Origin of the sequence: Aquibium pacificum (genome assembly GCF_040839445.1) — a bacterium.
In the GTDB taxonomy this organism is placed as follows: domain Bacteria; phylum Pseudomonadota; class Alphaproteobacteria; order Rhizobiales; family Rhizobiaceae; genus Aquibium; species Aquibium pacificus.
The window spans coordinates 271,749-293,543 of the sequence record NZ_JBDPGJ010000006.1; the positions used below are offsets into that span (position 1 = coordinate 271,749).

Sequence of the window (21,795 nt, forward strand, 5' to 3'; positions counted from 1 at the left end):
GCAGATCGTTGACATGCAAGGGCACCTTGCTACGCTCGCCGCAAGGTAGAGGTGATTGCGGCATTCTCTGGCGCTGTTTTCTACATGCGCGGGAGGAGTGAGGAAGGCCGCCGGGGGAGGATCATGGTAACGGTCAAGTCTCGGGAAAGGGGCGGGCCAACCGCTCGGGCCATGACCGCGATGTCGCGCGGCCTGGCCGCTATGGAAACCGCGCTGGCCGCCCTGGCCTGTCTCGCCCTGGCGGCGATCATGCTGATCGTCGTTGTGGACGTGGCGATGCGCTATGCGCTGTCGATGCCGCTGGGCTGGTCCTACGACGTGATCGGGCTTTACCTGATGGTGGCGGTGTTCTTCCTGATGCTGCCCGACACGCTGCACAATCACGGTCATGTGGCGATCGACCTGTTCCAGGGTACGCTGCCGCGCCGGCTGCGGCATGTGGGTCTGGCCCTCGGCTACGCCGGCGGCACCGTGGTCATGGCGCTGATCGGGAGCGAGGCCTGGGGTCGCTTCAATGCCGCCTTCGACGGACAGGAGAGGATCGCCGCAATCGTGCCGTGGCTGACCTGGCCCGCCTATCTGATTGTGATGGTGGGCACCGCGCTTCTGACCCTGCGACTGGCCTACCGCGCGGCAGGGCACGGGTTTTCGTCGCTGTCCGGCCACGATCTGGTCGAGATGCCGCCGCCGCCCGAGACCGCCCGCCCCGAAGGCGAGGACGCCTTGTGATGGTGGCCGTGGTCGTCGCCCTCCTGGCCGCGCTGCTTGTGACCGGGTTGCCGGTGGCACTGGCCCTGGCGATCTCGGGCGCGCTGGGGCTCTACATGTTCGGCGGCATGGCTGTGCTGGGCGGGATCCTGAAGACCGCGCCGCTGAGCACCGCGAATTCCTACGAGATCATCACCATCCCGATGTTCATCCTGATGGCCGAGTTCGTCATCATCTCTGGCGTGGCGCAGGATCTGTTCCGGGCCGCCACCATATGGGTCGGCCGCCTGCGGGGCGGCCTCGCCATGGCCACCGCGGTGGCGGGGGCGGGCTTCGGCGCGATCTCGGGATCGAGTACGGCGGCGGCGGCAACGCTCGCCTCGACCTCGATTCCGGCGATGATGGACGAAGGCTACGACCCCAGGCTGGCAAGCGGGGTGGTGGCGATCTCGGGCACGCTGGCCATGCTGATCCCGCCGTCGGTGGCACTGATCCTCTACGGCATCATCGCCGATGTCCCCGTCGGGCAGTTGCTGGTGGCCGGGGTCATCCCCGGGATTCTTGTCACCCTCACCATCATGGCCACGGTTGCCGTTCTCGTGCGCATCGATCCCTCGGCTGCGCCCGCCGGCCGCCCCTACCGGTTTCGCGAGAAAGTCGCGTCGCTGTCGCGGGTGGGGCCGATGCTGGTGCTGTTCCTGTCCGTCACCGGCACGATCTACAGCGGAATCGCCACGCCTACCGAGGCGTCGGGCATTGGCGCTTTCGGCGCGATGCTGCTTGCGCTGCGTGAGGGCAAGCTGGGTTTCGGCCCAGCCTGGGGGTGCCTGAGGCGCGCGGCGCAGACCACCTGCATGATCTTGTTCGTGATCCTCGGCGCGCACATCTTCGGCTATTTCTTCACCCTCACGCGGGTGACCAACGATGTGACCGAGTGGATCGGCGGCCTCGGCATGTCGCCGATGGGGGTGATGGTGGTGATCCTGATCATCTACATCTTCCTCGGCGCCTTCATGGACCAGATCGCCATCCTCATCCTGACGGTGCCGGTGCTTCTACCGCTGGTGCTGAACCTGGGTTTTGACCCAGTCTGGTTCGGGGTAATCGTGGTGGTGACGGCGGAGGTCGGCATGGTGACGCCGCCGCTCGGCATGAACGTCTTCGTGGTGGCGCGATATACCCGGCGGCCACTGGGCGAAATCTTCCGTGGCACCTTTCCGCATGTGCTGGCGCATCTCGTGGTCATCGCGCTGCTGACCGCTTTTCCTGCGCTCGTTCTTTGGCTGCCCTCGACGATGAATTGAAGCAGGCCCCGAAACCGCGCAGGGCCGCAACCGGATTAACCAGGAGGAGAACCGAAACATGTCCAAGAAGCCCAAACAATCCGTAATACCCCTAGGCGCTGCGGGGTGGGCCCTAGCCCTCGCCGTCCTGCCGCTGGCCGCGCAGCCGGTCGCGGCTCAGGAGGTCGAACTGCGGGCGGCCGACAGCCTGCCTACGGGCCACTACATCGCCCAGAGCCTGATCGAACCGTTCATGGAGCGCGTGAGCGAACGCACGGGCAAGACCGAGTTCGCGTATTTCCCGGCCGAGCAGCTTGGCAAGGCCAAGGATTTGCTGTCCCTCACACAGACCGGCGTGACCGACATCGGGTATGTCGGCCCCTCCTATGTCAGCGACAAGATGCCGTTGTCGGCAGTAGGACAATTGCCCGAAGCCTTTGCGACCTCCTGCGAGGGTACGATGGCCTACTGGGAGATCGCCAAACCCGGTGGCCCGCTCGACGAGGCCGAATTCGCCCCGAACGGCGTGCGTCTGCTGATGGCCATGGTGCTGCCGCCCTACAACCTGCTGACCTCGAGCCGCGAGATCACCGGTCTGGACAGCATGAAGGGACTGAAGATCCGCAGCACCGGCGGGGCCCTCGACCTGACAGTGCAGAAGATCGGCGGCGTTCCGGTTCAGATGCCGGCCCCCGAAGTGCGCGAGGCGCTCTCGCGCGGAACGATCGACGCAGGGCTGTTTCCGTATCCAAGCGTCACACCCTACGGCATGGAGGCGTTCCTGGACTGGGGCACCCAGGGTCTGAACTTCGGATCCTTCGTGGCGACCTATGTCATCAGCACCGATAAGTGGAACAGCCTTCCCGAGGATGTCCAGCAGGCGATGACCGAGATCGGCGAGGAGCTGACCCGGGAGGGCTGCGAAGCCGCGGACGCCGGGAACATGGAGGTCAAGCAGCAAATCGCGGATGCCGGTGTGACCTTTGTTGACCTGCCGCCCGAGGATGTCGAGAAACTGGGCGAAATCCTGTCGACCGTCGGTTCGGAATGGGCTGCCCAGCTTGATTCCCAGGGCAAGCCCGGCTCCGATATCCTGGAAGCCTTCAGGGCGGCGCTGGCCAAGAACTGAAGCCGCCTATATCGCGGCCCCGCGACTCGCGGCGTCACTATGCGGCTTAATGCGGCATTTACCCAAACCGGCGTTGGCGGTTTCTACCGTGTTCCATTTCGAAGCCGTCGGATATTGCTCGGCAGTCGCCTCACGAAAATCTCTTGCGTCCCCGCCCGGTCTGGGCGGGGACGCGTCCGTTCTCAGGAACTCATACCAAAGGCCATGACGTCTGACTCGCCGGGGATACCGGTGCGCGTGGTTTTGTGATTCCTTTGGCGCGAGAGGAGATTCGCCTATGGGATCAGCAGTTCAATTGCGCACGGACTACTCGGCCTCAGGGCTTCGCCGGTTGGCGCGAACTTCACAGGACGCGCGCCAGAGCAGCCGCTTGCTTTCGCTGGCGGCGGTGCTCGATGGCATGAGCCGAACCGACGCCGCCAGGATTGGCGGAATGGATCGGCAGACCTTGCGGGACTGGGTGCATCGCTTCAACGAAATTGGCCCCGAGGGGCTGAAGGACGCCTGGTATGGCGGCCCTCAGCCGCGGCTCTCGCCTGGTCAGAAGGCGGAACTGGCTGCGATCGTGGAGGCGGGACCGGCCCCCGAGGTCGACGGCATCGTGCGCTGGCGACGCATCGACCTGAAGCGCGTCATAGAGGAGCGCTTCGGGGTTTCCTATCACGAGCGCTATGTCGGCAAGCTCCTGAAGGAGCTCGGCTTCTCCCACATGAGCGCGCGGCCGCGCCATCCAGCACAGGATGGCGAAATCGTCGAGGCATATAAAAACGTATGGCCCGCCCGTCGGCAAGAGGTTTATTGCTGATGGCATCATTGATCTGCATCAACGTATACGGCATGTCGGCTTAAGTGCCGCCGCCAAGATGGAGATCCGCACGTCCTGGGCCTCATAAACTTCACGGCGTCGATGCGCCATCTTTTAAACCAGGCTTCCAGAGCGTCGGTTCGACCATCAGGCCATCTTTCAAAGTCCTCCCGCAGACATCATGGGCCGGGCGGTTTCTGCCGGATGGATTACCGCCTGACCAACCACTTCACACTGCCGCGGACTGCCCTGCCTCAAAAGCGGTGCCACGATGCAGCGTCGCCCAAGCGATGCGGGCCAACTTGCTGGCCAGCGCCACGACCACCGTGTTGTAATGCCGACGGGCGAGCAAGCTTCGCAGCCATTCCCCCGGCCGCGTTGCACCCCGGGCAAGGGATGGCAGCGCCGCTCTGGCGCCATGTATGAGAAGCGTTCGCAGATATTTGTTGCCACGCTTGCTGATGCCAAGCAGCTTCGGTTTGCCGCCTGTCGTATGTTGCCGCGGCACAAGCCCGAGCCAGGCACTGAGGTCACGGGCCTTGGCAAAGGTGGTGCCGTCACCGATCGCAGCGACCAGTGCGGTGGCGTTCAGAGCCCCGATCCCCGGAACGGACAGCAGCCGACGCGTGGTTTCGTGCGAGCGGGCAAGTTCGGCAAATTCCTGATCGAGAGCTGTGATGCGCTGGTCGAGTTCGCGCCATTCGTCCCGCATTTCGCAAACAAGCTGGCGGATTCGGCTGTCAGGCAGGAAAGCCGGATCCGCCAGCAGCGTGTCAACGGCCCGCTCGAGCTTGCTGCGACCTTGCGCAGTGGCGACGCCGCGCTCAAGTAGAATGGCACGCAATTGATTGGTCAGGGTCGTGCGTGCGCCCACCAGCCGCGAGCGAACCCGGTGTAGTGATTGAACATCAAGCTGCTCTTGGGACTTCAGCTCGACAAAACGCATCGTCGGTCGCGTCGCGGCCTCGGCGACGGCCTCTGCGTCCCGGTCGTCGTTCTTCTGGGCTTTCACATAGGGACGAACATACTCCGGCGACATCAGCCGAATCTCGTGCCCTTGCACGGCCAAAAGGCGCCCCAGATGATGCGCGCCACAACATGCTTCCATTGCAACCATGCATGGCGCAAGCTTCGAGGCGAAGCTTACAATCGACTTCGGCTGTATGCGGCGGCGAAGCACCACGTTCCCGCTTCCGTCCAGTCCCGCGATGCTGCAGCTGTTCTTGCCCAAATCAATTCCGAGGATCATGATTGCCATGGCTCGTTCCTTCTCTCCAAGATTGACACCGGCATCATAGCTGATGCCGGCGAGGAGGGCTGGCCATTCCATAAACTTCCCGCGCACGCTGAAGGCGCATCTTGCCGGGCTGCCGAAGGGCAAGCCGATCGAGATATGGTGGCAGGATGAAGCCCGCATCGGCCAGAAGAACGGCGTCGTGCGGCAATGGGCGAGGCGTGGAACCCGACCTCGCCAGCCCGCCGACCAGCGCTACAAGAGCGTATATCTGTTCGTGGCCATCTGCCCGGCGCGCGGCAAGGGTGCCGCGCTCGCGCTGCCCTTCGCCGATACCGAGGCCATGCAACTCCATATCGAGGAGATCAGCCGCCATGTCGCCAGGGGCGCGCATGCGGTGCTGCTCATGGATCCCGCCGGCTGGCACACCACCACCAAGCTGAAAATCCCAAAGAATATCATCCCGATCTTCCTGCCATCGCGGGCGCCGAAACTGAACCCAGTCGAGAACGTCTGGCAATATCTGCGCGCCAACTGGCTCTCGAACCGCGTCTTCGAAAGCTACGAAGCTATCGTCGACGCGGCCTGCGAGGCCTGGCGAAGGCTCCTCGCCCAGCCCCAGACCATCACATCCATCGGAATGCGCGATTGGGCCTACACGGGTCAATCATCATGACCATTGGTATCACCCGTACACGGCGGTTCATGAAGCGTGATTTAGTCTAAGGCTGCTTCTGCGCCGGGAGGAAACCTCGCGCGAGGCGGCGTAGACGGCCGGCTAGTTCAGGCGAGCTCCTGGACTAAGACAGAGGGCAGTCCGCGTCTCAGAGCTTTTCGATCAGCTCGGGTACGGCTTGGAAGAGGTCAGCCACAAGGCCGTAGTCGGCGATCTGGAAGATCGGGGCGTCCGGATCCTTGTTGACTGCGACGATGATCTTGGAATCCTTCATCCCTGCAAGGTGCTGGATCGCCCCGGAAATGCCCACTGCAACATAGAGCTCGGGCGCCACGACTTTGCCGGTCTGGCCGACTTGCCAGTCGTTCGGCGCGAAGCCGGCGTCGACTGCGGCCCGCGAGGCGCCCACTGCTGCGCCGAGCTTGTCGGCCAGCTTCTCGATCAGGGCGAAATCTCCCTGCGAGCCGACGCCGCGGCCGCCAGAGACTACGACCCCGGCAGAGGTCAGTTCGGGGCGGTCGCTTTCGGCCACCTTGTCCTCTACCCATTCCGACAGGCCCGGATCACCGGGCACATCTACGGTCTCCACCTTGGCCGGGCCGCCCTTGCCGGCGGCCTTGAAGGCCGAGGTTCGGAGGGTCACGACCTTCTTGGCGTCCTTCGATCTCACCGTCTGGATTGCGTTGCCGGCATAGATCGGGCGCTCGAACGTTTCAGCATCGACAACGCCCGAGACATCGGAGATCACCATCCCGTCCAGTAGCGCGGCCACCCGCGGCATCACGTTCTTGGCGTCGGTGGTGGCCGGGGCCATTATATGCGAATAGTCGCCCGCGAGGCTTACGATCATTGCCGCAGTCGGCTCGGCCAGGCGGTGGCTCAGCGCCGGATGCTCGGCCACCAGAACCTTCGCCACGCCCTCGATCGTCGCGGCTGCCTCGCCGGCGGCTGCCGCCGAAGCCCCGGCGCAGAGCACGGTGACCTCGCCCAGCGCCTTGGCGGCATTCACCGCCTTGGCGGTGGGGTCCAGCGCCAGTTCGCCGTCATTTACTTCGCCCAGCAGAAGAACAGCCATCACACCAATCCCCTCTCTCTGAGTTTCGCCACCAGCGTATCGACATCCGGCACGATCTCGCCAGCCTGGCGTGTTTCCGGCTCGGCCGTCTTCACCACTTCGAGCCGCGGGCTCACGTCGACGCCGTAATCCGCCGCCGTCTTCTCGTCGAGTGGCTTCTTCTTGGCCTTCATGATGTTCGGCAGCGAAGCGTAGCGGGGTTGGTTGAGGCGCAAATCGACCGTCACGATCGCCGGCAGCTTGACCTTGACGGTCTGCAGCCCGCCGTCGACCTCGCGCGTCACCACGGCGCTGCCGCCCTCGACCTTCACTTCCGAGGCGAAGGTCGCCTGGCTCCAGCCCAGCAGCGCCGAGAGCATCTGCCCGGTGGCATTCATATCGTTATCGATCGCCTGCTTGCCGGCGAGCACCAGGTTCGGCTGCTCCTCGTCGATCACCGCCTTCAGGATCTTCGCCACCGCCAGGGGCTCGATGTCCTGATGCACATCTGCGGCCGCCACAATCAGGATCGCGCGGTCCGCCCCCATCGCCAGCGCCGTTCTCAGCGTCTCCTGCGCCTGCTTCACCCCGATCGAAACCGCCACGACCTCGTCCGCCGTACCCGCTTCCTTCAGACGGATCGCCTCCTCAACCGCAATCTCGTCGAAAGGGTTCATCGACATCTTCACATTCTCGAGATCGACACCGCTCCCATCCGCCTTCACGCGAACCTTCACGTTGTAGTCGATCACGCGTTTGACGGGCACGAGCACCTTCATCGGCGTTTCTCCTATGACTGTTTGAACGTCTTTGGCCGCAATCAGCAGTCCTTGAACCGTGGCGGCCGCTTTTCTTGGAAGGCCTTCATGGCCTCGGGAAAATCATGGGCGCAAAGAAGCACGCTTTGAGCATCGCGCTCAACCTCCAGAGCCTCGAGGTAGGAGCATTCGGCAGTCGCCCGCATGACACGCTTGGTTGTCTGCATGCCGAAGGCGGGGTGGGCGGCGATCTCTCGCGCGATCTCGATTGCCCGGTTTTCGACCTCGCCGGCCGGGACGCATTCCTCGACTACACGCAGCTCGCGAGCCGTTCGTCCGTCGATCTCGCGGCCCGTAAGCACCAGCATCCGGGCCACCCCAGCCCCGGCGCGCTGCTGAAGGAGCCAGCTCGACCCGGTGTCGGGGCAGCCGCCGACCTTGGCAAAGACCTCGCAGAGGCGCGCATCCTCGGCAGCCACGACGATATCGGCCGACAGCGCCAGGCTCAGCCCCGCGCCATAGGCGATTCCATTCACCGCAGCAATCAGTGGCTTCTTGAATTGATAGGCGGCACGACCGCCGTCGTGGACCATGTCGACCATCTGCGAGGTGGCGCGGGCGCCTTTGGCGATCTCGGTGCGGAAGCCGACAAGATCGCCGCCGCTTGAGAAATGCTCGCCGCCGGTCATCACCACGGCACGTATCGCGTCGTCGATCTCGGCCTGCCGCAGATTGGCGATGAGCGCCTCAACGAATGCAATGCTGTAAGGGTTGCGCCGTTCGGGGCAGAGAAAGCGCAGAAGGCCCACAGGTCCATCACGATCAAGCCGCATCAATTCGCCCATGCCTCTCTCCCTTATCGGCCCTGCCAGGCGGGCGCGCGTTTTTCGGCAAAGGCCCGCGGGCCCTCGATGGCATCCTGGCTGGAATAGACCACCTCGTGCAGGCGCTTACCCTCTTCCAGCCCGGCGGCGCAGCCCAGATCCATGGTCGCGCGCACACTGCCTTTCGCAGCGACTACCGAAAGCGGTGCGGCACTGGCGATCCGGCGTGCAAGTTCGCGGGCCCGTTCGCGAACAAGATCAGGCGTGTCTTCAAGATAATTGGTGAAGCCGTACCCGTGCAGCCGCTCGATCGGCATGAGATCGCCGGTCAGAACGATCTCCATCAGGACAGGCTGCGGCAGCATCCACAGCGCCGGCGCTGCCCAGGGCGAGCCGCGTCCGATCTTGACTTCGGTGATCCCGATCTTGGTTCCTTTGAGACCGACCCGCAAATCGCAGTTTAGCGCCAGCATCATCCCACCAGCCATCAAAGAGCCGGTCATGGCAGCTATGATCGGCTTGCGACAGGCGCGCATCGTGTCGTGAAAGGGGTCGCGCATCTTGCCAAGGATGTCGACGCCCTCGTTTCGCGCGATCTCTGCCGCCTCCTTGAGGTCTAGCCCGGCGCTAAAGACGCCGCAATCGGCCGAGGTCAGGATCGCAACGCTGATCGTATCGTCCGCCCCGATCCGCTCCCATGCATCGACCAATCCGTTGGCGGCGGCGACCGAGAGCGCGTTCTTGCGGCTGGGCCGGTTGATAGTGACGGTGGCCACGCCACCTTCGACGGATACTTCGATGGGACTGCTTTCCATTTCTCGATCCCTCGCAGACTGACCTTGCACGACTGGGAACCGGCTTATGCCTGCGGGTCACTCCGACCCGCAGGCACGCCGTCAAATCACTCGACGGTAAATTTCGACGAGCTTTCCTTGATCACTTCCCACACCACGTCGGTGTAGTCCGCGCTCCAATCCGTGAGCGGCACCCAGGTCGAACCATCCCACTGCTCGACGCGGGTCTTACCGCCGCCTCCATGGTCTTTCGCGGTCACGGTGATCGGCGACATCACACCATTTCCGTCGAAATTCTCAATGGACTCATATCCTTCCTTCATCTTTTCGGCATTCAGCGGCCAGCCGTGTTTTTCGATCGCAATGCGGGCAGCTTCGAACCCAGTGGCATAGATAGCTAACCCGGTGTTGTAATAGACGTCGCGGACGAGCGATTCCGGACCACTGCCTTCACCCTTGGCATACAAGGTCTCGAGCATTGTCTTGACCAGAGGAACTTCTTGGCCACCCGCCACGTTAGTACCCCGCAAGATGCCTTTGGCTGCATCGGCTCCGATATTCTTGATGTCAACTTCGTTCAGCCAGTTCACCGAAAGATAGCGATCAATCGGAAATCCGTTCCGTTTCATCTCCTTCGAAGCCACGACGTGACCGCCAGCTAGGATCCAGCTGATCATGTAATCAGGCTTGTCACGCCGAATCTGAGTCCAGGCGCTCGCCTGGTCGCTGCCGGGCAGTGGCACTGGATAGAGTTTGAGTTCGAAGCCTTCTTCCTCCGAGAGGGTCTTGAGAATCTCGATCGGCTCCTGACCGAAAGGATAGTCTAGATAGATGAAGCCGATCTTGGCTTCGCTCAGATCACCTCCCAACTGATCCTTAATGAAGGCCACGTCATTGGCCGCCTGCTGCCAATAGGTCGGACCGACCGGGAAAATCCACTTGAACACATCGCCATCCACAGCGTCGCCGCGGCCGACGAAGGATTGCATGACGATGTTGCCGTCCTTCATCGCACGTGGCAGAGCGGCATTGGTCACGGGCGTCGAGAGGAAGTTGAAAATGAAGACGCCCTCTCGCTTGAGCTGTTCGTAGCATTCGACACCGCGCTGCGGCTCGTTGCCGTGGTCGCGCACGATAATTTCGACTGGATGACCTTCTATGCCGCCGTCGTCGTTTGTGTATTTGGCCAGATCCTGCGCAGCCTGCGCCACCTGCGGTGAGATGAAGGTGTAGGATTTGCTCAGATCAAAGCAAAGGCCGAAGCGGATCGGCTCCTTGTCTTGTGCCGCGGCTGTCTGGATTGCCAGTCCCAGCGCCGCTGCCAGTACAGCGGCAGTCACTCTATTGAATATAGTCATGTCGAACCTCCCTGTTGCATATCGCTTCCTCATTGACTGCCCACTCCGCGGGGCCCGGCTTCACAGGCCCCACGGTGCGGCTTGCACCTGCTTCACATCAATTGCCGTCGAACTTCGACGAACTCTCCTTAACAACCTCCCAGACGACATCCTGATAGGCGGCAATCCAGTCGGTCTGCGGCACCCAAGTGGCCCCGTCCCACATTTCGATGCGCGTGCGACCTCCGCCGCCATGATCCTCCGCCGTCACCGTGATCGGCGCCATCAGGCCGTTTGCGTCAAATTTCTCGATCGCCTCTAGCCCGGCTTTGTACGACTCTGCAGTGATCGGATGGCCGTGCAGCGAAACCGCCTGACGGACCGCTTCGAACACGATCGAATACATCGCAAGGCCGGTATTGTAGAAAACGTCCCGGGTCTTTTCGACTGGGCCATTACCTTTGCCCTTGTCATAAAGCTCGGTCATGATTTCCTTGTAGAGTGGGATGTCCTGACCGCCCACGACATTCGTACCGCGCTTGAGCCCCTTCGCCGCCTCCGCGCCGATATTGGAGATGTCCACCTCGTTGAGCCAGTTGACCGAGATGTATTTCTCCATCGGAAGGCCGTTACGTTTCATTTCCTTTGACGCAACCACGTGCGCACCGCCAAGCATCCAGCTGATGATGTGGTCAGGCTTGTCTCGGCGCACTTTGGACCAGACGCTCGCCTGGTCGCTGCCAGGCAACGGAACCGGATAGAGGATCAGCTCGAATCCTTCCTTACCCGACAGTGTTTTAAGGATCTCGATCGGCTCCTGCCCGAAGGGATAATCGAAGTAGACGAAGCCCACCTTTACATCCGAAAGATCTCCGTCGTGCAGCTGCTTGATATAGGCGATGTCGTTGGCCGCCTGGCCCCAGTAGGTCGGTCCGACCGGATAGACCCAGTTGAAGACAGTGCCGTCGACGGCGTCGCCTCGTCCGACAAGCGATTGCATCAGGATGCGCTGGTCCTTCATTGCACGGGGCAGGATCGCCAGCGACACCGGAGTGGACAGCGTGTCGAAAACGAACACGCCCTCGCGGCTGAGCTTGCTGTAGCATTCGATGCCGCGCTGCGGCTCATTGCCGTGGTCGCGCACGATCACCTCGACCTGCGCCCCATCGATCCCGCCTTTCATGTTGACGAGATCGGCAAGATCGAGCGCCGCCTGCGAGACCTGTGGCGTAGCGAAGGTGTAGGCCTTGCTCAGATCGTAGCAAACCCCTATCCTGAACGGTTCGGGATCCGCCGCCTTGGCGGATGCCGAAAGGAGGCCTGTGGCTAGCAAGGCCAAAGCCAGTGTTCTTCCAATCGACTGCATTTTCTCCTCCCGGTCTCGTTTGGAACATTCGAGTCAGCTCAGCCAGCGTTTGCGCCGACTGTAATGTTTGATGTCGTGGAAATTCGTTCCGGAACCTCCCCCAAGATAGAATTCCTGAATGTCTGAATTCGCTTTCAATGCCTGGGCCGTATCATGCATGACAACGCGGCCATTCTCGATCAGATACCCGTCCGAGACGATCTCCAGCGCCGCGAGTGCATTTTGCTCGACTAGCAAAACAGACAACTTCTCTTCTTTGTTGATCTTCTTGATGATGCTGAAGATCTCGGCCACCAGGAAAGGAGCCAATCCTAGACTCGGTTCATCGAGCATCAGAAGACGGGGCTGGGTCATCAACGCGCGGCCGATCGCCAGCATTTGCTGCTCCCCGCCCGAGAGATATCCCGCCTGAGAATTCTTTCGTTCCGCGAGACGCGGGAAATACTCATAGATCCTCTGCTTTTCCGTTTTGAGCGTGGCCCGGTTCATCGACATCGGCGCAGCCGCTTCGAGGTTTTCGTCGGGCGTCAGGTGTTCGAAAACACGACGGCCTTCGATCACATGGCAAATCCCCATCTCCACACGCCGCTGCGCAGGAAGACCGGTGATGACCGTGCCGTCGAAGCTGATCTCGCCCCGACTGACGCGGCCGCGCTCGGCCTTGAGAAGACCGCTGATCGCCTTCAACGTCGTGCTCTTTCCGGCCCCGTTGGACCCGAGCAGCGCTACCATTCCTCCTTTTGGTACCTGGATGGAAACCCCCTTGATCGCCAACATGACGTTGTCATACAGGACCTCTACACTGTTCATCGACAGGATGTTGGCTGCTTCTTTGTCGGGAGCTTGGGTCATCTCCGGCCTATTTCTTGAATTGATCAAAGGGCCACACCCTCAGGTAGTCCCGGATGTTGCCATAAAGCTTGCCCAATCCCAGCGGCTCGATCATCAGGATGATGATGATGAGCGCTCCGTAGACCGCGTTAGGAATGTGGGCCAGCGATTCGACGTTCAGTTGAAGCCCCAGTGCTCCGGCGCCTTCTGCCACGAGGCCATTGACGACGCCCGGCACCAGCAGGATCAGCGCGACACCAAAATAGGTGCCGATGATACTGCCGAGGCCGCCAACGATTACCATAGCCAGAACCTGGATCGACACGGCGACCGAGAACTGCTCGGGCGCGGCCAGGAAAAAGAACGTAGCGACAAGGATCGCTCCGCTGACTCCGCCGATGAAGGAGGAGGTCGCGAACGCAACAATCTTGTAGTAGAAGCTGTTTACTCCGAGAATGGCCGCCGCATAGTCCTTCTCGCGGACTGCCACCAGCGCGCGACCCAGACCGGTACGGCGCAGATTCAGCATAAAAATGGTGACAAGCAGACACCAGCCGAAGGCGACATAGTAAAGGCCTGTATCCGACGTAATCCGTTGGCCCAAAAGGGCGAAGGTGGGCGCCTGCAGCGAAGCGTGCGAGCCGCCCGAGATCGCCGGCGAGTGAGTCAGCACCCAGTCCATGACGAACTGCATCGCCAGCGTGGTCAAAGCAAGATAGAGGCCCTTCACCCGCAGGGCCGCGAAGGCGAACAGGCTGCCGATAGCCGCGGCGGAGATCCCACCGATCAGGAGCGCGAATTCCCAGGGCAACCCGAACTTGGCCGCGTGGACAGCCGAATACGCGCCCACGGCCATCACCGCCGCATAGCCGAGGTGCAGTTGGCCGGCCCAACCCGTCACCAGGTTGAGCCCGAGCGCCGCTGCCGTCCAGACAAGCCAGGGCAACATATAGCTGTTGAGGTACAGCGACCCAACAAGGAATGGCGCTGCCAGGCCGAGCGCCAGGAAGAACAGTGCGAGATTCCTGTCGGCTGGGATCTTGTAGAGCCGAGCGTCGGATACGTAGTTGGTATGATGGATACCAGATAGCCGGTAAAACATCGCATCAAACCCTTTCGATGTCTTGGCGGCCAAACAGACCGTGCGGCCGAAGCATTACAGTGAGGATTAGCACCGCGGCCACAATCAGGTCTCGGCTGCCACCGCCAACAAACGGATCCAAATAGGTTGACCCCACATTCTCGAGGATACCTAAAATCAGTCCGGCTAGCACCGCGCCAAATATGCTGTCCAGCCCGCCTAGAACGGCTACCGCCAATCCCTTGAGCAGCAGGAGCGACAGCGATTGGTCGACGCCCTGAATCTCGCCCCATATGACGCCTGCCGCCACCGCAACGATTGAAGCCAGTCCCCAGGACAGGCCAACCCCACGCTCGACAGATATGCCGACGGACCAGGAGGCCATGTAATCGTCGGCTATTGCGCGCAGGCGGATACCCTGTCGGCTGCGGAAGAACAGGACAAAGACCACAAACAAAACGAGGGCTACAGCAGCGCCAACCAAATGGATGCGGCTGATCAGAACGTCGCCAATGAAAAGCGGGTCATAGCCGACGCCGAGTTCGACCGAACGCGACGTACCGCCCCAGATAGCCAGCGTCGTGCCGCGCAGAAAGATGTCTATACCGAGCGTCATCATGAGGATCATCACGATCGGTCGGCCTGCGAGCCGGCGCAGCGCAACCCGCTCTATCCCCACCCCGAGGCCGAACATGGCGACGGCAGCCACGGGGATTGCCACCCAGAGCGGAAGCCCTATGTCGCGAGCTAGCGCCAGCACAACGTACGCTCCCACCATGGTGAGCCCGCCCTGCGCGAGGTTTGGCACGGAAGAGGCCTTGTAGATCAGTACCAGGCCGATCGCGAACAACGAGTAGAGCAACCCTGTGAGAGCTCCGTTCGCCGCTAGCTCAGCCAAGAAAACTAGTTCCATCTAAACCTCCCTGACAGGGAGGGTGCGGTCGACCCTTCCCGTCTCACCCGTCTCGTAGGTCACTACGGCGCTGACGTGGACGTGCTTTGATCCGTCATAAAGCGCCGCGATCACGTTCTGGTAGCGGTCTTCCACCACCGTTCGGCGCAGCTTGCGCGTCCGCGTGATCTCACCGTCGTCGGGATCGAATTCCTTGTGCAAACTGACAAACCGTTTGAGCCGTAGAGGCTCCGGGAGGGCTTTATTGACGCGCAGGAATGCCTCGCGCAGCAGCGTGGCCACCTCTTCGCGCTGAGACAGATCGGCATAGGAGACATAGGGTACGCCATTCACTTCGGCCCAATGTCCCACGGCATCGAAGTCGATGCACACCATCGCCGTCAGCTCGTCGCGGCCGGCCCCGATCACCGCCGCGTCCTTTATGTAGGGGCTGAACTTCAGGCGGTTCTCGATATAATTGGGCACATAGCGTTCACCGGCTTTTGTGTGCATCACTTCTGAAACGCGGCCAAGCACCACGAGATGGCCATCGTCTTCGAGATAGCCGGCATCACCGGTATGCAGCCAGCCACAAATAAGCGTCTCGGCCGAGGCTTCGGGCTTGTTATAGTATCCTGCGAAAACGCTGTCCGACTTCAGGAGGATTTCGCCATTGTCGGCGATCTTCACCTCGACCCCCGGGGCAGCCTTGCCGACGGTGTGGAGGCGCACCTCATCAGGCGCCTGGATCGCGTTGATGGCACTGTTTTCCGTCTGACCGTAGAGTTGGCGCAGTTTGATCCCGAGCGCTCGGTAGAACACGAATGTGTCCTCTCCGATCGCCTCACCGCCGGTGAAGGCGTTCTTCAGACGGTGCATGCCGAACTGGTCCTTGATCGGGCCGAAGACCAGCATCTCGCCAATGAAACGGGCTAGGGGTTCCAGCGCGCCAGCGCTCATGCCGTTGAGCTTGCGACGCTCGGCTGCCATGGCCCGTTCGATGAACAAGTGATAAAGCCGCTTCTTCAGCGGCGTCGAATTTTCGATGCCTACCTGAATGGTGGTCAGGATGTTGTCCCAGCTGCGGGGCGCGGCCAGATAGAATGTCGGCGCAATTTCTCGCATATCACGCAGCACGGTTTCCTGTCGTTCGGGCACGTTGACGGTGAAGCGCAGCAGAAGCGCGGCGGCTACCGTGATCGCAAAATCGCCCACCCAGGCGATCGGCAGATAGGCCAGCACCTGCTCTCCGAAATCGAAGGCCCCGGCGGCATGGCCGTTCCGCGCCGCCGCCAACACGTTTTTCTGGCTCAGCACGACGCCCTTGGGCTTGCCCGTCGTGCCCGACGAATGCAGGAACACCGCCGGATCGTCGGGCTTGGCCCGGCCGAGCAGATTCTCGCGCAGCCCCGGCTCACCGTTGAGACGATGGCTGCCGATCTCGACGAGATGCTCCCATGACATCAGTCGGGGCACCTCGTAGAAGCCGAGGCCCCGGCCGTCGTCATACACGATGTACTTCAACTGCGCGGCCCCGGCGTCACGCAGTTCCAATATCTTGTCCACCTGCTCCTGGTCCTCGGCGAGAGCGGCTACGACGTTCGCCTCCTCCGCGAAATGCTGGAGCTCTTCGAGTGTGGTGCCCGGATAGGCGGGCATTGCGTAAAGCCCGAGCGTGGCCAGCGCCAGCATTCCGCAATAGAGGCGTACACGATTGTCGCCGAGAATTAGCACCGCGTCCCCCGGCTTCAGGCCGAGCCCGTCGAGGCCGGCCGCGCAGGCCAGCACCTCTTCCGTGTATTCAGCCCAGGTGGTTGCCTTCCAGATCCCACGCTCTTTTTCGCGCAATGCGATGCCGCTGCCGTGTTCGGACGCGTTCCGCATCAGAACCGAGGCAATGGTTTCACCCGCGACCGTCGGGCTTTGTGTGTTCTCAGCCATGGGCGCCCCCGATATACGCCTCAACGACCCGGGGATCCTTGACGACCTCCTTCGGAATCCCGCTGGCGATCATCTCGCCATAATTGAGCGCCAGCATCCGGTCGCAGATACCGGTAATGACGTCCATGTGGTGCTCGATCAGCAGCACGCTTATGCCCCGTTCAGCTCTCGCGTCGAGAATAAAACGGGCCATGTACCCCTTCTCCTCTTGGTTCATGCCGGCCATGGGCTCGTCGAGAATGAGAAGATGGGGCTCGGCGACCAGTGCCCGTGCCAGTTCCACACGCTTCTTGAGCCCGATTGGAATCCCGTCCACGAGCTCGTTGCGGATGCTTTCGAGCTGGAGGAATTCGATCACCTCCTCTACCACTTCGCGGTTCCTGATCTCGCTCGGTCGCGCCACCCACCAATACAGCGCAGTGGGAAGAACTCCGGGCTTCATGTGGATGTGGCGCCCCAAGAGAATGTTCTCGAGCACGCTCATGCCGTTGAAAAGCGCAAGGTTCTGGAAGGTGCGGGCGACGCCGAGCTTGGCCACCTTGTGAGGCGCGGTGCCCGTGATGGCCTTGCCATCAAGACATATCGAGCCTTTGTTCGGCGGATAGAACCCGGTGATCGCATTGGTCACCGTCGTCTTCCCGCTTCCATTCGGTCCGACGAGTCCAAATATCTCGCCCTTATGAATACTGAGGTCCACGCCGCTAACGGCAACAATACCGCCGAATCGACGCTCGATTCCGCGACACTCCAATACCGGAGGAGCTTTGGCGTGTTGTTGCTCTCGGGTGTAATTGTTTGTCATTTCATTCATATCGCCGTCGAAGGTCTTGTTCTGGTATCACGCGATACGGAAATAGTCGGGCCGGCCCGTCGGCCAGGGATCGCCCCACAGCTGCTGCCCGCCGTCCACGGTCAACACTTCGCCGGTAATGAACTTGCCGGAAGGTGCAGCCAAATAGACTACCGCCTCGGCGACATCCCATTCGTCGCCGGCGTGGCGCATCGGGTTCGACTCCTCAAACGTCGCCGCCCCCTCCTCGGGATATCGCGCGAACCCGGTGCTTTCGCAGCATCCCGGCGCCACACAGTTAACGCGGATATTGTGCGGCGCCCATTCGACGGCCACCGATTTGGAGAGGTAGATGACCCCGGCGCGCGCGGCACAGCTATGCGCGATACCAGGCATCCCGCGCCAGATATCCGCGACAATGCTCACGATGGCGCCAGGACGCTTGGCCTTGACCCAGTTTCGGGCTGCAGCCTGCATCATCCACCAAGTGCCGTTGAGGTTGGTGTCGATAACGGCGTTCCAGCCCTTCGGCGCATATTCAAGGGCGGGCTGCGGAAACTGTCCACCCGCATTGTTTACCAGAATGTCGAACCCGCCGAAATGATCGCCCACGCCATCGACGAATTTCTGTACCTGTTCGGGATCCCGGATGGTCATGGGACGAGCCAGCACCTGCCCGCCAAAGCCACGCAGGAACTTTGCGGCTTCTTCGAGCTTTTCCTCGTTCCGCCCGTTGATGGCCAGATCGGCCCCGAGACGGGCGAACAGGGTGGCGATCGCCAGGCCCAGCCCGCCTCCCGCGCCGGTCACGACAACGGTTTTTCCCGAGAACAGCCCATCAACATAGACCGTTGGATGATCGCGCAGGCGTTCACGGGAAAACCCGTAACCGGCTTCCGGCATTGACGTTCCTCCCAAAGCGGATCGGACTGTTGTCCTTGATCTGACTAAATCTAACGCACGTTAGAAAAATGCGCAACCCCCCCCTTCACTGGAACGGTTTCGCTCCGGTTTCAGTACGATTTGGGCAGACCCAGCGCCTTCTCGGCGATGAACGACATCAGCATCTGCGGCGTGACCGGCACGATGTGAAAGAGAAGCGCTTCGCGAACCAGTCTCTCGATGTGATATTCCTTGGCGTAGCCGAAGCCGCCAAATGTCATCTGTGCCGTTTGTGTCGCCTCGACAGCGGCTTCGGCCGCCAGCAACTTGGCGGCATTCGCCTCGACCCCGCACGGCTCTCTCGCGTCGTAGAGCGACGCCGCATGCATTACCATCAGGTTCGCAGCCTCGACCTTCGCCCAGGCCTTGGCGAGCGGGTGCTGCACCCCCTGGTTCTGTCCGATCGGGCGTCCGAAAACCTGGCGCTCCTTGGCATAGGCGGCGGCGCGTTTTAGAGCGATCCGGGCAATGCCCACGCATTCCCCGGCCACGAGGATACGCTCGGGATTGAGCCCGTGCAGGATCTGTCTGAAACCCTGTCCTTCCTCGCCGATCAGGTCCTCCGCCGGGATCGGCAGCCCATCGATGAACAGTTCGTTCGAGTCGACCGCCTTGCGGCCCATCTTCTCGATCTCGCGCACATCGACGAAGGACCGGTCCAGATCGGTATAGAAGAGCGACAGGCCCTCGGTCGGTTTTACCACCTCTTCGAGCGGCGTCGTGCGCGCCAGAAGCAAGATCTTGTCGGCCACCTGGGCGGTGGAAATCCAAACTTTCTGGCCATGCACGACATAGCGGTCCCCCTGTCGAACCGCGCGCGTTTTGAGCCTGGTCGTGTCGAGGCCGGTCGTCGGCTCGGTGACGCCGAAACAGGCCTTCTCGCGCCCTTCAATCAGAGGTGGCAGCATCCGTGCCTTTTGCTCCGCGCTGCCGAAGACCACGACCGGGTTCAGTCCGAAGATGTTCATGTGAACGGCCGAGGCCGCGCTGGCACCGCCGCCAGACTCGGCAATGGCCTGCATCATGATCGTGGCTTCGGTGATCCCGAGGCCGGCGCCTCCAAACTCCTCCGGCATGGCAATTCCCAGCCAGCCGCCGTCCGCCATCGCCCTGTGCAGGTCGTGGGGAAAGCCGCCGTTGCGGTCGCGCTCCAGCCAGTATTCGTCGTCGAAGGCCGCACAGATCCTCAGGATCGTATCGCGGATGTCCTGCTGGTGTTCGGTCAGCCTGAAACTCATGCCGTTTCCTCCCCGGCAGGGCTAACTGCGATCAGGCCTGCCTCCACCAACCTTTCGATCGTCGCCAGGTCGCAGCCGAGCTCCTGCATGATTTCAGCAGTGTCCGCGCCCGGCCGCCGCCCCAACCAGCGAACGCTGCCCGGCGTATCACTCAGACGCGGCACTGGGCCGACCACCTTCGTCGCATCGCCTTCGACCGATACGATATCGCCGCGATGGGCGATCTGCGGGTGGGCCACGATGTTCTCGGCGCTCAGCACTGGCGCGGCCACCGCGTCGTGGAGCGCGAATTCCGCCTCGACCTCGGAAAACTCCCTTGCGGTGACGAATTCGTTGAGCCGGTCAAAGATCTCGCTCATATGCGCCGAGATTCCCTCCATCGTGGCAAAGCGCGGATCCCCGGCAAAACTGTCCCCGCCCACCGCGCGCAACAGCCGTCTGGCCGTCTCCGCGCCCCCGGCCGAGACGGTCACCCAGACACCGTCCTTGGTGCGGAATGTGCCGCCCGGCGCAAAATCCATCGGCTGACGCAGCCCGTTGCGCATCGGCGAGACACCTGCTCCGGTCAGAGCGGGAATATGATAATCGATTAGCCGCAACAGGGCTTCGAATACCGCCAGATCGACGATCTGACCGCGAACCCTGCCCCTCTCGCGGGCGAAAAGGGCGATCATGATGCCCAGGGCTCCCATCAGCCCCGTAGTGCTATCGGCGGCCGGGAAGCCGGGATGCATGGGCGAGCCATCGGCGAAGCCCGTGAGGTGCGTCAGGCCGCTCATTGCCTCGGCGGCGCGCCCGAAGGCCGGCGTCTTGCGCATCGGCCCATCCTGGCCGTAGCCCGACACCCGCAAGATCACCAGGTCGGGGTTCCATTGATGCAGGACCTCTGGCCCGATCCCGGCCCGCTCGAGCACGCCGGGACGAAAATTCTCCACCAGAACATCGGCACCTTCGACCAGCTTTGCCAGGACCTCGCGTCCCGCATCGCTTTTCCAGTCGAGCGCGAGGATTCGCTTGTTGCGGGCAAGGGTCTTCCACCAGACGCCGACCCCGTCCTGCGCCTTCGGGCCCAGTTCGCGCATCATGTCGCCTCGGCCGGGGGCTTCGATCTTGATCACCTCGGCACCGAAATCCGAAAGGAGTGCTGCCGCCAGCGGCCCTGCGATCACATGGCCAAGTTCAATGATCCGAATATCGCCGAGCGGCATCGCCATGTCAGCCCTCCCTGGTACTCACGAAAGCAAGCATAATCTAACATATGTTAGATTTGAAGGAGGGAGTCTACGCGAAGGCCGCAAGAAAGTGATGGGGCGAAGCGGGCGAGTCCCGGATCGCCCGTTCGCTCGATAGGTCGCCTCGCCGGCTGAATGAAGCCGTGCGGCGGCATTTCGGCCAGGACGCCACAAGGCGAAAGCCATCGCCCTCGAAACGCGGACACCGTCTTTGGTCTCCGCATCGTTCGCGCTCGAGAAGGGACACTCCATTATTTCTTCTCGGGCTTTTCTCCCGACATGTGTCCAAGTCCCGGAACGACCGCGGATGCGCCAATGAAGAGCAGACCGGCGATAACCGATTTAACCAAGTCACCCAACAGAAACGGATAGAAGCCGGCCGTGAGGAGGCGCTCCCCATAGCCGGTGAAGACACCCAGCCACGCAAGCCCTGGAGCGTAGATCAGCGCACTTGCGACGACGGCAACTGTGACCGCCCCCGGGATTGTCCTGGCATATCCTTTTCTTGCCAGCCATCCAGCCGCAAAGGCCGATATCGCAAAGCCCGCAAGGTAGCCGCCCGTCGGCCCGGCAACATATGCCAGGCCAGAAGGCGCCGGTGGCGTGCCGGCGAAGATCGGATAGCCTGCCAGCCCCTGCAGGATATAGGCAATGACGATGCCTGAACCACGGACAGGCCCGAGGAACAGGCCAAGCGCGACGACCACCAGGGTCTGCAACGTCATCGGAACTGGATAGAACGGAACTTGCGCCTTCGCAGACGCCGTCAGAATTATCGTACCGGCGATCAGGATGAGCGCCTCGCCGAGCAATGTTGCGCCGATATTCCGTCCCGCAAATACCTTGTTGCTATACATCTTTCTGACTCCTTTCATGATTT

Annotated in this window: 19 protein-coding genes and 2 pseudogenes; 5 read left to right on the forward strand and 16 right to left on the reverse strand. The window is 61.9% G+C overall.

Annotated features, from left to right (window positions below; all coding sequences use genetic code 11):
- Positions 1–171 precede the first annotated feature (171 nt).
- The 4 genes and pseudogenes from ABGN05_RS24850 to ABGN05_RS24865 form a co-directional block, all read left to right on the forward strand.
- On the forward strand, positions 172–729 hold the full coding sequence (locus ABGN05_RS24850) for a TRAP transporter small permease (protein ID WP_367956705.1): 558 nt from the start codon (positions 172–174) through the stop codon (positions 727–729).
- Positions 726–2,012 carry a TRAP transporter large permease gene (locus tag ABGN05_RS24855; protein ID WP_367956706.1) on the forward strand — a complete coding sequence of 429 codons (1,287 nt, stop codon included), beginning with the start codon at positions 726–728 and terminating at the stop codon, positions 2,010–2,012. The genes ABGN05_RS24850 and ABGN05_RS24855 overlap by 4 nt, the downstream gene beginning before the upstream one ends.
- A gap of 58 nt (positions 2,013–2,070) precedes the next feature.
- Positions 2,071–3,120: a TRAP transporter substrate-binding protein gene (locus tag ABGN05_RS24860; RefSeq protein ID WP_367956707.1), complete on the forward strand. Its 1,050-nt coding sequence runs from the start codon at positions 2,071–2,073 to the stop codon at positions 3,118–3,120.
- Between the two features lie 277 nt (positions 3,121–3,397).
- Positions 3,398–3,898 (forward strand): annotated as a pseudogene (locus tag ABGN05_RS24865) (helix-turn-helix domain-containing protein); the annotation flags it as partial.
- Between the two features lie 256 nt (positions 3,899–4,154).
- Here ABGN05_RS24865 and ABGN05_RS24870 read toward each other — a convergent pair.
- Positions 4,155–5,183 carry an IS110 family RNA-guided transposase gene (locus ABGN05_RS24870; RefSeq protein WP_367956708.1) on the reverse strand — a complete coding sequence of 343 codons (1,029 nt, stop codon included), beginning with the start codon at positions 5,181–5,183 and terminating at the stop codon, positions 4,155–4,157.
- A 73-nt stretch (positions 5,184–5,256) separates the two neighbouring features.
- On the opposite strand from ABGN05_RS24870, the pseudogene ABGN05_RS24875 reads away from it, so the two are divergent.
- Positions 5,257–5,835, forward strand: a pseudogene (locus tag ABGN05_RS24875) (IS630 family transposase); the annotation flags it as partial.
- 148 nt (positions 5,836–5,983) lie between these two features.
- Here ABGN05_RS24875 and ABGN05_RS24880 read toward each other — a convergent pair.
- From ABGN05_RS24880 to ABGN05_RS24950, 15 genes are all read right to left on the reverse strand, one after another.
- On the reverse strand, positions 5,984–6,910 hold the full coding sequence (locus ABGN05_RS24880) for an electron transfer flavoprotein subunit alpha/FixB family protein (protein ID WP_367956709.1): 927 nt from the start codon (positions 6,908–6,910) through the stop codon (positions 5,984–5,986).
- A complete protein-coding gene (locus ABGN05_RS24885; RefSeq protein ID WP_367956710.1) occupies positions 6,910–7,668 on the reverse strand; it encodes an electron transfer flavoprotein subunit beta/FixA family protein in 759 nt (252 codons plus the stop codon). The genes ABGN05_RS24880 and ABGN05_RS24885 overlap by 1 nt, the downstream gene beginning before the upstream one ends.
- A gap of 41 nt (positions 7,669–7,709) precedes the next feature.
- Positions 7,710–8,492, reverse strand: coding sequence for an enoyl-CoA hydratase/isomerase family protein (locus ABGN05_RS24890; RefSeq protein ID WP_367956711.1), 783 nt, complete (start codon positions 8,490–8,492; stop codon positions 7,710–7,712).
- A gap of 11 nt (positions 8,493–8,503) precedes the next feature.
- Positions 8,504–9,286 (reverse strand): enoyl-CoA hydratase-related protein, encoded by a 783-nt coding sequence (locus ABGN05_RS24895; protein WP_367956712.1) that lies wholly within the window; start codon positions 9,284–9,286, stop codon positions 8,504–8,506.
- 86 nt (positions 9,287–9,372) lie between these two features.
- On the reverse strand, positions 9,373–10,623 hold the full coding sequence (locus ABGN05_RS24900; RefSeq protein ID WP_367956713.1) for an ABC transporter substrate-binding protein: 1,251 nt from the start codon (positions 10,621–10,623) through the stop codon (positions 9,373–9,375).
- Between the two features lie 97 nt (positions 10,624–10,720).
- Positions 10,721–11,968, reverse strand: coding sequence for an ABC transporter substrate-binding protein (locus tag ABGN05_RS24905; RefSeq protein ID WP_367956714.1), 1,248 nt, complete (start codon positions 11,966–11,968; stop codon positions 10,721–10,723).
- Between the two features lie 33 nt (positions 11,969–12,001).
- Positions 12,002–12,820, reverse strand: coding sequence for an ABC transporter ATP-binding protein (locus ABGN05_RS24910; protein ID WP_367956715.1), 819 nt, complete (start codon positions 12,818–12,820; stop codon positions 12,002–12,004).
- 7 nt (positions 12,821–12,827) lie between these two features.
- Complete coding sequence (locus ABGN05_RS24915; protein ID WP_367956716.1) at positions 12,828–13,934, reverse strand: branched-chain amino acid ABC transporter permease; 1,107 nt, start codon at positions 13,932–13,934, stop codon at positions 12,828–12,830.
- Positions 13,906–14,793 (reverse strand): branched-chain amino acid ABC transporter permease, encoded by an 888-nt coding sequence (locus ABGN05_RS24920; protein ID WP_367956717.1) that lies wholly within the window; start codon positions 14,791–14,793, stop codon positions 13,906–13,908. Before ABGN05_RS24920 ends, ABGN05_RS24915 begins: the two co-directional genes overlap by 29 nt.
- Positions 14,794–16,713, reverse strand: a complete 1,920-nt coding sequence (locus ABGN05_RS24925; RefSeq protein WP_367956718.1) for an AMP-dependent synthetase/ligase — start codon at positions 16,711–16,713, stop codon at positions 14,794–14,796.
- Positions 16,706–17,515: an ABC transporter ATP-binding protein gene (locus tag ABGN05_RS24930; protein WP_367956719.1), complete on the reverse strand. Its 810-nt coding sequence runs from the start codon at positions 17,513–17,515 to the stop codon at positions 16,706–16,708. The genes ABGN05_RS24925 and ABGN05_RS24930 overlap by 8 nt, the downstream gene beginning before the upstream one ends.
- Positions 17,516–17,551: 36 nt before the next feature.
- Positions 17,552–18,406: an SDR family oxidoreductase gene (locus ABGN05_RS24935; protein ID WP_367956720.1), complete on the reverse strand. Its 855-nt coding sequence runs from the start codon at positions 18,404–18,406 to the stop codon at positions 17,552–17,554.
- Positions 18,407–18,516: 110 nt separating this feature from the next.
- Positions 18,517–19,683, reverse strand: a complete 1,167-nt coding sequence (locus ABGN05_RS24940; RefSeq protein WP_367956721.1) for an acyl-CoA dehydrogenase family protein — start codon at positions 19,681–19,683, stop codon at positions 18,517–18,519.
- Positions 19,680–20,897: a CaiB/BaiF CoA transferase family protein gene (locus ABGN05_RS24945; RefSeq protein ID WP_367956722.1), complete on the reverse strand. Its 1,218-nt coding sequence runs from the start codon at positions 20,895–20,897 to the stop codon at positions 19,680–19,682. The genes ABGN05_RS24940 and ABGN05_RS24945 overlap by 4 nt, the downstream gene beginning before the upstream one ends.
- Before the next feature lie 269 nt (positions 20,898–21,166).
- A complete protein-coding gene (locus ABGN05_RS24950) occupies positions 21,167–21,772 on the reverse strand; it encodes a biotin transporter BioY (RefSeq protein ID WP_367956723.1) in 606 nt (201 codons plus the stop codon).
- Positions 21,773–21,795: the final 23 nt, after the last annotated feature.

Coding starts and splice junctions, on each gene's coding strand:
- ABGN05_RS24850 (WP_367956705.1), top strand. CDS start 172: ATGACCGCGATGTCGCGCGGCCTGGCCGCTATGGAAACCGCGCTGGCC.
- ABGN05_RS24860 (WP_367956707.1), top strand. CDS start 2,071: ATGTCCAAGAAGCCCAAACAATCCGTAATACCCCTAGGCGCTGCGGGG.
- ABGN05_RS24870 (WP_367956708.1), bottom strand. CDS start 5,183: ATGGCAATCATGATCCTCGGAATTGATTTGGGCAAGAACAGCTGCAGC.
- ABGN05_RS24880 (WP_367956709.1), bottom strand. CDS start 6,910: ATGGCTGTTCTTCTGCTGGGCGAAGTAAATGACGGCGAACTGGCGCTG.
- ABGN05_RS24885 (WP_367956710.1), bottom strand. CDS start 7,668: ATGAAGGTGCTCGTGCCCGTCAAACGCGTGATCGACTACAACGTGAAG.
- ABGN05_RS24890 (WP_367956711.1), bottom strand. CDS start 8,492: ATGGGCGAATTGATGCGGCTTGATCGTGATGGACCTGTGGGCCTTCTG.
- ABGN05_RS24895 (WP_367956712.1), bottom strand. CDS start 9,286: ATGGAAAGCAGTCCCATCGAAGTATCCGTCGAAGGTGGCGTGGCCACC.
- ABGN05_RS24900 (WP_367956713.1), bottom strand. CDS start 10,623: ATGACTATATTCAATAGAGTGACTGCCGCTGTACTGGCAGCGGCGCTG.
- ABGN05_RS24905 (WP_367956714.1), bottom strand. CDS start 11,968: ATGCAGTCGATTGGAAGAACACTGGCTTTGGCCTTGCTAGCCACAGGC.
- ABGN05_RS24910 (WP_367956715.1), bottom strand. CDS start 12,820: ATGACCCAAGCTCCCGACAAAGAAGCAGCCAACATCCTGTCGATGAAC.
- ABGN05_RS24920 (WP_367956717.1), bottom strand. CDS start 14,793: ATGGAACTAGTTTTCTTGGCTGAGCTAGCGGCGAACGGAGCTCTCACA.
- ABGN05_RS24925 (WP_367956718.1), bottom strand. CDS start 16,713: ATGGCTGAGAACACACAAAGCCCGACGGTCGCGGGTGAAACCATTGCC.
- ABGN05_RS24930 (WP_367956719.1), bottom strand. CDS start 17,515: ATGACAAACAATTACACCCGAGAGCAACAACACGCCAAAGCTCCTCCG.
- ABGN05_RS24935 (WP_367956720.1), bottom strand. CDS start 18,406: ATGCCGGAAGCCGGTTACGGGTTTTCCCGTGAACGCCTGCGCGATCAT.
- ABGN05_RS24940 (WP_367956721.1), bottom strand. CDS start 19,683: ATGAGTTTCAGGCTGACCGAACACCAGCAGGACATCCGCGATACGATC.
- ABGN05_RS24945 (WP_367956722.1), bottom strand. CDS start 20,897: ATGGCGATGCCGCTCGGCGATATTCGGATCATTGAACTTGGCCATGTG.
- ABGN05_RS24950 (WP_367956723.1), bottom strand. CDS start 21,772: ATGTATAGCAACAAGGTATTTGCGGGACGGAATATCGGCGCAACATTG.